The organism is Siphonobacter sp. (assembly GCF_048595215.1).
In the GTDB taxonomy this organism is placed as follows: Bacteria; Bacteroidota; Bacteroidia; order Cytophagales; family Spirosomataceae; genus Siphonobacter.
The window spans coordinates 1-10,374 of sequence record NZ_JBMDWJ010000336.1 but is presented as its reverse complement, the minus strand read 5'-3'; the positions used below and the strand labels follow the sequence as shown (position 1 = coordinate 10,374).

At 48.5% G+C, this 10,374-nt stretch carries 8 protein-coding genes; 5 read left to right on the top strand and 3 right to left on the bottom strand.

Features of this window, described 5'->3' with window-relative positions; all coding sequences use genetic code 11:
• Positions 1-877 (bottom strand): hypothetical protein (locus tag ACOJTG_RS20785; RefSeq protein ID WP_420155571.1); only part of this gene is annotated, 877 nt, incomplete at its 3' end.
• Between the two features lie 479 nt (positions 878-1,356).
• On the opposite strand from ACOJTG_RS20785, the gene ACOJTG_RS20780 reads away from it, so the two are divergent.
• On the top strand, positions 1,357-2,403 hold the full coding sequence (locus tag ACOJTG_RS20780) for an Atu2307/SP_0267 family LLM class monooxygenase (RefSeq protein ID WP_420155570.1): 1,047 nt from the start codon (positions 1,357-1,359) through the stop codon (positions 2,401-2,403).
• A gap of 105 nt (positions 2,404-2,508) precedes the next feature.
• Here the strand turns inward: ACOJTG_RS20780 and ACOJTG_RS20775 are convergent, their stop codons facing one another.
• Positions 2,509-3,747, bottom strand: a complete 1,239-nt coding sequence (locus ACOJTG_RS20775) for a tetratricopeptide repeat protein (RefSeq protein WP_420155569.1) — start codon at positions 3,745-3,747, stop codon at positions 2,509-2,511.
• A gap of 121 nt (positions 3,748-3,868) precedes the next feature.
• The gene (locus ACOJTG_RS20770; RefSeq protein ID WP_420155568.1) at positions 3,869-5,200 is read right to left on the bottom strand and encodes an AAA family ATPase; all 1,332 of its coding nucleotides are present in this window, start codon (positions 5,198-5,200) and stop codon (positions 3,869-3,871) included.
• 212 nt (positions 5,201-5,412) lie between these two features.
• Here ACOJTG_RS20770 and ACOJTG_RS20765 point away from each other — a divergent pair, with 212 nt between their 5' ends.
• The 4 genes from ACOJTG_RS20765 to ACOJTG_RS20750 form a co-directional block, all read left to right on the top strand.
• Positions 5,413-6,171, top strand: coding sequence for a DUF6597 domain-containing transcriptional factor (locus ACOJTG_RS20765; protein WP_420155567.1), 759 nt, complete (start codon positions 5,413-5,415; stop codon positions 6,169-6,171).
• Positions 6,172-6,200: 29 nt separating this feature from the next.
• Positions 6,201-7,343: an FAD-dependent oxidoreductase gene (locus ACOJTG_RS20760; protein ID WP_420155566.1), complete on the top strand. Its 1,143-nt coding sequence runs from the start codon at positions 6,201-6,203 to the stop codon at positions 7,341-7,343.
• Between the two features lie 786 nt (positions 7,344-8,129).
• The gene (locus ACOJTG_RS20755) at positions 8,130-9,404 is read left to right on the top strand and encodes a sialidase family protein (protein WP_420155565.1); all 1,275 of its coding nucleotides are present in this window, start codon (positions 8,130-8,132) and stop codon (positions 9,402-9,404) included.
• Positions 9,405-9,516: 112 nt separating this feature from the next.
• A partial coding sequence (locus tag ACOJTG_RS20750; RefSeq protein ID WP_420155564.1) for a hypothetical protein occupies positions 9,517-10,374 on the top strand: 858 nt, incomplete at its 3' end.

The following is a 10,374-nucleotide window of genomic DNA, read 5'->3' as shown; positions in this document are numbered from 1 at the left end:
TTCCCCGATCTGCTCCAATGTCACCGCCATTATCGAAGTAGGCAACTACTGGTTCAGTAGGACGACTACTGCGGGCTTCCATGAAATACGTAGGATTGGCACCACCAAAACCAAATCTACCTTCTTCATTGATCATCAGTCGATTCGTTCCACTGGTTTGCAATTGAAGGGTGCTGAGGTTGTTGGTTCCATCGCCCTTGTAGTAGGAAATCACTCGGGACATAAAGGGAGCAAAGGCATTATTGACGCGTCCTCCGAAGGATACACTTCCCAATTCCGTATTCGTTACAATATCGGAAGGTGATTCTTCACTGCCTCGGGAACTCGTTAAGATTAATCCCGGGCTGGTACCATTACCGTAGCTGAATACACGAACATTATCTTCATCTCCCGTACCGGCACCATCGTTCACAATGGTCAGTCTTCCTTGCCGCTGCGAAGTACCAATACTTACCCATCCCTTCTGGTAAATATGTTGGTTATTAGAGGTTGCCGGGTTGGTAGTACCTACTACATTCCAGGGCTGGGCGAGTTTCTTACAAACCCAGCCTGTACCGTCAAAGTAGTATTCACCCGCACCCATCGCCGGATAATTCACGTTTTCACTCGTAATGGCACCGTTACCGTTATAAACGGTCATACCGGTGACGGCATTACCCGCTAAGCCCCAGGTCGTCGTTGTGGTAAGCCAGGCACGAGGCATCAAAAGACCTTTGGAAGGAAGACCAGAGTTAGCAGAGGGGTTCGTATTTAAATCTAACAAAGCTGCTGCATTAGGAGCACCCGTACCCCCGATTTTCATCTGGGCCTGGAGTGAAGGAGCCGCCGACAGGGCCGCCAAAAAGCAAGCAGTAGTAAGTAGTTGTTTAGTCTTCATAGGGTAAAGGAATTGGATGAAAAATTGATTAGTAATAAAAAGGATCACCTAACGGATGAAACCGCCAGGCCCAACAAATTGTCAAGTAAGAACTCAGGAAGCTTTCAGATAAAGCAAACAAACAGCGTAGTGATCGGGCTGTAAAAAAGAAAGGTTCAGTGGATAGATAGTAATCATTTTAGCGGAAACGATTTGGAATATCTAAATAAGAGTCGTGAATTGGGCAGCAAAGGAATTGTATACGTATTTGAGAAGCTATAGTAATACTTGAATCCTCTTGTAGTAATAGTTGTATTGTTTAATGAGTATTAAATAGTGTTTGGTACTATATGCTTATTGGTAGATTGAGTATAAATAAAGTATATTTTACTGCGAAACATTACTGAAAGGGCATGGATTTCGGAAAAGCGGCGAAAAAGGAATCATTTGTTGTATTTTTTCATTAAGCCAACAAATCGAATCCTATCTAGCTTCAACGCATGGAACTTGGTATTTCCAGTTTTGGTGAAATCCATCCCGATCACGTTTCGGGTGGAGCCCGTAATGCCCACGAACGAGTACAGCAGTTGCTCGAAGAAATTAAACTCGCCGATGAAGTAGGTCTGGACGTCTTTGCTTTGGGTGAGCACCACCGGCCTGATTTTGTGGTGTCGGCACCGGAAGTAATCCTTTCAGCGGCGGCGGCTCAGACGAAAAACATCAAACTTTCCAGTTCAGTAACCGTATTGAGTTCTGCCGATCCAGTACGGGTCTTTCAGAATTTTGCTACACTGGATCTAGTATCCAATGGACGGGCGGAGATCATGGCGGGGCGGGGGTCGTTTATCGAGTCTTTCCCCTTGTTTGGATACGACCTCAACGATTACGACGGCTTGTTCACGGAAAAGCTGGAATTACTGTTAGCCATTAATCAGAGCGAGAAGGTTAGCTGGGAGGGACAGTTTCGGGCAGCCATTCAGGACTTGGGTGTGTACCCAAGACCCTTACAGGAGGTTTTGCCTATATGGCTGGCCGTCGGTGGTACGCCTGCTTCGGCGGCTCGGGCGGGCTCACTGAATATACCCATGACGGTAGCCATCATTGGGGGAACGCCCGATCGCTTCGTACCGTTTGTCAAGCTCTTCCGGCAGGCGGCCGCTCAGGCGGGTCACGATGTAAGCAAACTCCCACTGGCCATCAACTCTCATTTTTACGCCGCCGATACGGCTCAACAGGCCATCGACGACTTTTTTCCACCCTATGAACTCATCATGAACCGGGTAGGGCGGGAGCGGGGCTGGTCACCCATTGGCCGGGATTATGTCGAGTTCATGCAGAAAAGTGGACCTCTAATGGTGGGCAGTCCCCAGCAGATCATCGACAAAATCATGTACTTCTACGAATTGTTCCAGCAAACGCGGTACCTGGCTCAACTCATCGGCGGGCATTTGGTTCCACACAAGAAAATACTCAGAGCCATTGAATTGTTCGGTACGGAAGTGGCCCCGGTGATTCGTAAAGAAATGGCTTCCCGGCAAACGGTATAAAAACATAGAATCTTCTACGTACGCCAGACAGTATATATATAAAACCCGAGTGGAGGTGCCTCCACTCGGGTTTTATTCTTTTCAAGTATCCAGGAAATTGGTATTTTAAGCTCCTCGCATCGAAGCAAAGTTATACAACCAACTGTAAATTAATACCCCGAAAAAGGCTAGATAACCCAGTAGAAGACCCAGGCCGAGGTAGACAAATCCAACCAGAACCGCTAACGCTCCTAAGCCAATGATCAACCAACTTACGACTTTAAGCCAGGTTGGAATACGTTCGGGGTGATCGAGCAGTCGAGATAGTGGAATAATAACCAGCAGTCCGTACATACCTAACAGAAACAAGGGGCCGTAATCCAGCCAATAATGAACGGCTAACGATAGTACCCCTACGCAAAGAGCGATGCCCGTAATCCAGGCCAGTCGCTTTTGATTTTTTTCCAGAGCCATTCTTCCGTACGAATCCAGCTGTAGAATCAGGTAACCCACCGGCATCATGACCCAGGTGAAATACAGAAAAGCGATGATTAGGACCAGCAGTACATTCAAAACAGGAAAGCGTTCGGCGTACTGGCGAACCAGATTCTGCCCCAGCAGTACCCCTAAAATGATAGACCACTGCATGCTCGACTGGTGACGACTCATCCAGAACGAATAGTTGAGATAAGCCCGGTACAAGGGGTTCTTGGCCTTTACTGCTTCTTTCATCCCCTCCTGAGCAAACTCGTACGTCGGCTTCATCCGTAAGGCCTCAGCAAAATGCTGTCGGGCTTCCGAAATATTCCCCCGTTCCAGTTTACTCCAACCGACGGTAGCCTGCGTATAGGCGTTGTGAGGGTCGGCCGCCAGGGTATCTTCGATGGTACTCTGCATTTCGTCCAGCCGTCCCAATTTAGTTAGGGCTTCGGTACGCGTGTTCAGACACTGCACGTGCTCGGGGTCAATGGCCAGACCCTGGTCGGCGTAAAACAACGCTTTTTCCCAGTTTTTCTGCAGGTTATGCAGGGTGCCGAGCATGTTGAAATAATCCGCATCCCAGGGATCCAGCTCAACGGCTTCCAGCAAAGCCTGTTCGGCATCAGCGTATCGCTTGGCAAGCAGTAAGGTCACGCCGTAAAAATAGTGAGCAATGGAATAGTCGGGTGCCTGGCTTAGGAGTTCCTCGGCCGTTTCCAGTGCTTTCGCATATTCGTGCGTATTGATATAGGCCTGTACGAGCAGAATCAGGGCTTCTAAATCTTCGGGTTGTTGCAACAGCCACTGCCGTAATTCCTGAATCGCTTCCGCAGTACGGTTAAGATTCATCAGCAGACGGGCTTTATCAAGGGCATTCGATTCCAAACGAAGGATAGTTTACGTACAATTAATACAATAGGTAGGCGATTAGAACGTGCCCGAATACAACCGAAAGGAAAGCGGTAGTACGTAAGGGACTTGCTGCCGCTAAGGCATTCCGATATCTCTACTTTAGCTTTAGATAAGTCAAAATATCGTCGTACAGACCACTTTCATTGGAATACAGAGCATAATTTTTGGCGGTTGCAAACCATTCTTTGGTCGTAGGGCGATGCCTGCGGAGAGCTTCCTTAAAGTCGGCCATCGTCAGGGGTAGTACCCGACCCAGCCGAAGCGATTCAGGTAATTTTTGCTCAATAGCCAGATCGACCAGGGCTCGTAAATCTGCCCCCGAATAACCGTCGGACTGTTTGGCAATGGACTGGTAATCGATTCCTTCGAGCGGTTTATCAGCCAGCAGGATTCGTAGAATTTCTACCCGAGCCGCTACATCGGGCGGACTCACAAACACAATGCGATCAAAACGACCCGGGCGACGGAAGGCCGTGTCCAGGTACCAGGGCGTATTGGTCGCTCCCAGAATCAGAATTCCTTCGTTGCTGTATTTCACGCCGTCCAGTTCATCCAGAAATTGGTTGATGAGGGTACGGCCCGCCGCCTTGCGTAAGTCGGTCCGGCTGGCACCCAGGGCATCAATTTCGTCGAAAAACAGAACGCAAGGCGTATGCATCCGGGCCTGCTGGAAGAGATCGTGCAGGTTTTTTTCGGAGTTACCCATCCACATATCCAGCACTTCATTAATCCCTACTGAAATAAAATTCGCTTTGATTTCACCGGCCGTAGCCCGGGCCAACAGCGTTTTCCCGCAACCGGGAGGGCCGTACAGCAGAATACCACCGCCAATTTTCTTGCCGAAGGCTTTGTAAATTTCTGGATTATTGAGCGGGTGAATCACCTTTAATGCGATTTCTTCCTTTACGGCCGAAAGTCCTCCGACTTCGGCAAAGGTGACGCGGGGTTTTTCGATAAGCCCTGAACCTTCTGCTTGGATGCGGTCAATTACCTCGTCGAAACTGCTGGTTTGACCCAAACCTGAGTCTCGAATGGCCTGATTGAGTTGCTCTTCAAATTCTGCCTGCGTCAGGGTATGATCCTGAGCGGTGGCCTGTTTGTAGTACGCATTGGCCATCTGTAGATCACCAGACGCCAGGGCAATACGAGCGAGCAGAAACAGAACCTGCGGAGAGGGAGCCGTATCCAGTAATTCTTCGGCAATGACGTGAGCCGTTGAGAAACTGGATAATTGCAGGTAACATTCGGCCAGTTTGAATTTTAAATCCAGGTCAGCACTGAGTTGTAGGGCCGCTTTATAGGCTTCGAGAGCTTCTTCATACCGAGCGAGCTGGTAATAAGCATCGGCCAGCATTCGCCAAAGGGGTACATTCTGCGGCGAAACCTGAAGAGCTTCGCGAAGGGCATCAAGTTGGGACTGATTCATGCCCAAAAATACGGGATCGGCTTGTTACTCGGCCTTTTTGACAAATTCAATTTTAATGGATTGTTCTATACATCGTTAAAGCTACGGGCATGCAAAGAAGAGAATAGGGTATTCAAATCTGTTTTTTCGTTAGAGAAAAAGGTAGCTCCTGCGTATCCTCTTAACGGGTACGCATTACTTTTGGGTAATCATTTGTTTACGCTGGTGCCGCTATGTCAACCTACGGTCTAACTTATCAATTTCGAAAGCCCGACGGCCCCCTTTCAACCTTTGTGGAGAGTTTCTGGATGCTGGAACAATCATCCGAACAGAAGCTGCCCGTCATTGTTGTGCCGGACGGACGCGTGGATATTCTCTTTTCATTGACTTCGACAGGGTGGGTACAAGCGATGTTACGCGGACTGGATACGGAACCCGGCAAGGGAGACCTTTCACCGGGGACGCGGATGTTTGCGGTGAGTTTAAACCTATTAGCGGTGGAATACGTATTGGGCGAAAGCGTGGCTGCCCTGCTGAATACGGGTCGCTTGTTACCGGCAGGATTCTGGGAAATTCAGCCGGAAGATCTTCAGGATTTTACAAGCTTTTGTTCACGCGTTAGTGAGTTCATTGAACGTCGTATGCAACCCAATCCTGATCCACGAAAGCAGCAGTTATTTGAATTATTATACGAGTCCCGGGGCGATCTATCCGTAGAAGAACTGGCCCGGCGGGTAACGTGGAATCGTCGGCAGATCAATCGTTATTTTACCCAGTGGTTTGGCTTGCCTTTAAAAACCTACAGTACCATTCTGCGTTTCAGGGCTTCGTTTGAGCACCTTCGTCAGGGAAAACTCTTTCCGGAAGAGAACTTCACCGATCAGGCTCATTTCATTCGGGAAGTGAAAAAGTTTGCCGGTGTCGTACCCAAAGAGTTAAGCAAAAATGTCGAGGACCGATTTATACAATTTTCAACCCTCCCTGCTGTCTAGGTTTGCTGCGTACTTAAACGCAAAAAGCCATGACTATACAAGGTAAAACAATCGCCATCGTCGGCGGAGGACCGGGGGGCCTAACCCTTGCTCGCCTGTTACAACTACAAGGAGCTCAGGTAAAGGTATACGAACGGGATGTGAACGAAAAGGCCCGCGTGCAGGGAGCTACCCTGGACTTACACGAAGAGTCGGGTCTGGAAGCCCTCCGGCAAGCGGGACTGATGGAAGCCTTCTGGGCCAATTACCGACCCAATGCCGGTAAATTACGAGTCGTAGATGCGAAGGGCACGATCTATTGGGATGATCATGCCCAGGATTCGTATCAGGAGGATCGTCCTGAAATTGACCGTGGACCCTTACGAAACCTGTTGCTGGATTCCTTACAGCCCGGTACGGTAGTTTGGGATCGTCAGTTGATGACGATGCGACCGAGACAAGAAGGATGGGAACTGACTTTTCAAAACGGCACATCCGTACAAGCGGATCTGGTGATTGGGGCCGACGGGGCTCGTTCCCGCATTCGACCGTTTTTAACGGAAATCACCCCCTTTTATAGTGGCATCACGGTATTGGAAGGAGGCGTTCCGAATGCCGAAACAGCCAGTCCATCCATTTATAAGCTGTTAAAAGGAGGCAAGATCTTTGCTTTAGGAAACAGTCAGTCACTGATTGTGAGTTCGAAAGGGGATGGTAGTATGTCCTTCTACGCAGGATTCAGAACGGAAGAAGACTGGGTACGGACGTCAAGGATTGACTTTACCCAGAAAGATCAGGTATTAGCCTGGTTCCAATCGGAGTTTGCGGCGTGGGATAATCGTTGGTCCGAACTGTTTACCCAAGCCGAAACGCCCTTTATCCCTCGCCCGCAGTACTGCATGCCCTTAGATCAAACCTGGGAAGCACAACCTAACCTGACCCTATTAGGCGACGCGGCTCACCTCATGCCACCCTACGCGGGAGAAGGTGTGAATATGGCCATGGCGGATGCTCTTGAATTGAATCAGTGTCTGACTAACCCTGCTTATACGACTACGGTGGAAGCCATTGCAGCCTATGAACAACAGATGCGATTCCGGGCGTCACAAGTGGCTAGAGCTACCCTTGAATCTACTGAAATGATGCACGCTCCGGGAGCTTTGGAAGCTTTAGTAGCGGTATTCCAGGGTTGACCTCAGCTTATTCCCTTGTATGTGAACCTAGTTTAGTTGCCTATAGACTAGGTTCACGTTTTCCGGCCTTGGGTTTTGAAGACTTCAAGAGTGCCCGAAATGTCTCCGTATTCAGATCAGCGATGATTTAATGCTAGGGTGGGGGAAATGACCCGATGTTTATAAGAGTTTAATTGGTTAGTTGAACCACTTGGGGGTTGACTGTCACTAGGAACTTCCCGGTTTAGTTTAAGCAAAATCGATGGGTTGTCCGTAGCGAATGCTACGGACTTTTTCATTAGTAAGCTGTGCTTATTAAGCTGGTCTCTGCCTTTGAAAAGCCATGCTTTATTCTATTGTTGTGTTATTTTATCAAGCTTGTTGAATAGTAATCTTTCTGGAAAGGCGTCCGGTCATTACCAGAATTTGGATGAATGGTTACTCTACTCATTTGCCGTTGATTTTACTTGCGGAAATACCTCGTTATCAGAGCAGGAGTCTTTCTAATAGTATTAGATTATTATAACGTTTTTTTTACGTTATAATGTTACTTAAAATCTTTATCTTTCTTGAACCTTTACTATTCTTAATACTACCCTCTCTACTATTCATTTCCATTTCACATCTATCCAATATCCATCTCTCGTTTCTCCTATATCTAATCTATTACTGATTGAGTCTCATTTATACACTTTTTGGCCTAATTACTATTTAGACTAGTTCTTAATCATTAGGTTTGCTCTTCTATTCCCAGCACCTTCCCAACAACTATAGCTGGTCTTGATCATATCTAAACTTTATCCGATTATGATACGTCTTACGTATTTTCTCTTGCTCTGGTGCTTGAGCCTGGGAGCCTTCGCGGCCCATCCATTGTTTAGCGATACGACTAAAGTATACGGACTTCCACTCCTGACTAAAACACCCAAAGGAGATGTAGTTTTATCCTGGACCGAGAAGGATAACCAAAGTGTAGTGGGTTATTACTTTGCTACGTCTACCGATCAGGGTCAGCATTTTTCCGACAAACAACTGATCTTTTCAGCACCCGGCATTGGTACGGGTCAGTTGATGCGGCCCAAACTTATCTTTAAAGGAGACGGAACCTGGGTGGCCGTTTTCACCTATAATCCTAAAATGACGGCCAAACCGATGGCGGCAACAGCCGCCCCAGCCGCTGCTCCACAAGGGGGTGGCCACGAAGGTCATGGTGCCCGGCCAGCCGGCGGCGGAGGTCGTCCTAACATGGGGGACCGGAAAGCCATGCAGGTCGTGTATACGTTTTCCAAAAACGCTGGCAAAAGCTGGTCTACGCCCCAGCCTGTGTACCAGGATGTAGACGTACCCGCTCTGCGGGGCTTTTTCGACGCTACGGTTATGGCCAATGGTGAAGTAGCCGTTGCCTATCTGAAAGATGTGATCGGCAGTACCAAACACGAAGAGCGTGACTTACGCCTGGTCGTATCGAAAGGAGATCGCTTTGAATCCGAACAATTGCTGGACCCTACACCCTGCGATTGCTGCCCGATTAGTTTGCTGACTGATACCGATGGCAAGCTCAACGTATACTACCGCGATAATCGCGACAACATTCGTGACATTGCCCGACTGGTTTCCAAAGACAATGGCAAAACGTTTTCGTCATCCGAGATTCTGCACGATGATAACTGGCAAATCAATGGGTGCCCGCATTCAGGTGCCGTTTCTGTACGTTCAGGGAAGACCGGACTGGTATCGTGGTTTTCAGCGGGTAAGAACGAGCCCGGTCTTCGTCTGGTAACGACCGAAGGTAAAAAACTGCTCGTCATTACGGATCCCTCAGCTAAAAATGCCGCCCTGGTGGGTTCGAAAGACGGTGGGGTGTTACTCTGGGACCAGAACAAACAGGATGGTGCCGGTAAAAGCATTGCGTATCGAACGGTTAAAGGCACTGCCGTTTCTGACACGAAGTGGCTCAATGAAACTGCCAGTACCATGAATCCGAGTGGTTTGATGGTAGGTAATAACCAGCTTCTGATCGCTAGTGAAGTGGCTACGCCCCAGGGAAAAAATTCCATTCAACTCACGAAGGCGTCTTTATAAACACTTACGTTATTCGCATAAAAAAGACCAGTCTACACAAGGCTGGTCTTTTTTATGGCCAGTTGATCTATTTTCCGTACTTTCAATTTCCATACGTATCGCTCCCTTCTGCATGAAACCATTCAGCCTGCTCAGTTTTCTTTTCGTAGTTTGTTTAAAATCCTGGAGTCAGGAAAAGCCGGTCCGAATCCCCTTTCAACTGACCCCCGCCAATAACATCTCGGTACGGGTTCTCATTAATCGGATCGATACCTTACAGCTCATGTTCCACACGGCATCGAGTGGACTCACGCTTACGGAAGACGCTACGCAGAAGGTAAAAAGTTTGCAATTTGCCCGCACCGACACCGTCAAAAGCTGGGGTGGTGAGGGAAACGCCTCCCGGTATAGTCCGAACAACACGCTGCAGTTGGGCGATCTTACCTATCAACAGGTTCCCATTTGGGAAAATAAATATTCGGGGCCCGGTACCGATGGAAAGTTTGGTCTTGACTTCTTTGCGGGCCGGGTGGTCGAGATCAATTTTGAGGAGAACGTTCTTGTCCTCCACCAGCACCTTCCCAAAGCCATGCAGGGATATGAAAAACTTCGCTTCAAGCTCCAGCAGGATATGCTTTATCTGGAGGGTGGACTGGTTATCGGGACGGACACGCTTCGTCATTCCTTTCTCATGCATTCGGGTTATGCGGGTAGCTTGTTACTGGATGATGCCTGGGTGGCACAGCACGCTCAGATTCAACGTTTGCCCGTCATCAGTGGACAGGAGTTAAAGGATTCGTACGGCAATACTTTGAAGACCAAGAAATCCAGCCTGCCTGCCTTTTTACTGGGAAAAGCTAAGCTCGAACAAGCTCCAGTCAGCTTTTTTGAGGGAGCGATCGGTCGACAGAAAATCAGTGTATTGGGCGGCGATGTACTGAAACGATTCAACTGGATCATTGACATTGCCGGAGGGTATGTGTATCTGAAG

Bases quoted from the DNA above. Each gene is read 5' to 3' on its own strand.
- ACOJTG_RS20760 (WP_420155566.1), top strand. From the start codon at position 6,201: ATGACTATACAAGGTAAAACAATCGCCATCGTCGGCGGAGGACCGGGG.
- ACOJTG_RS20780 (WP_420155570.1), top strand. From the start codon at position 1,357: ATGGAACTTGGTATTTCCAGTTTTGGTGAAATCCATCCCGATCACGTT.
- ACOJTG_RS20770 (WP_420155568.1), bottom strand. From the start codon at position 5,200: ATGAATCAGTCCCAACTTGATGCCCTTCGCGAAGCTCTTCAGGTTTCG.
- ACOJTG_RS20765 (WP_420155567.1), top strand. From the start codon at position 5,413: ATGTCAACCTACGGTCTAACTTATCAATTTCGAAAGCCCGACGGCCCC.
- ACOJTG_RS20755 (WP_420155565.1), top strand. From the start codon at position 8,130: ATGATACGTCTTACGTATTTTCTCTTGCTCTGGTGCTTGAGCCTGGGA.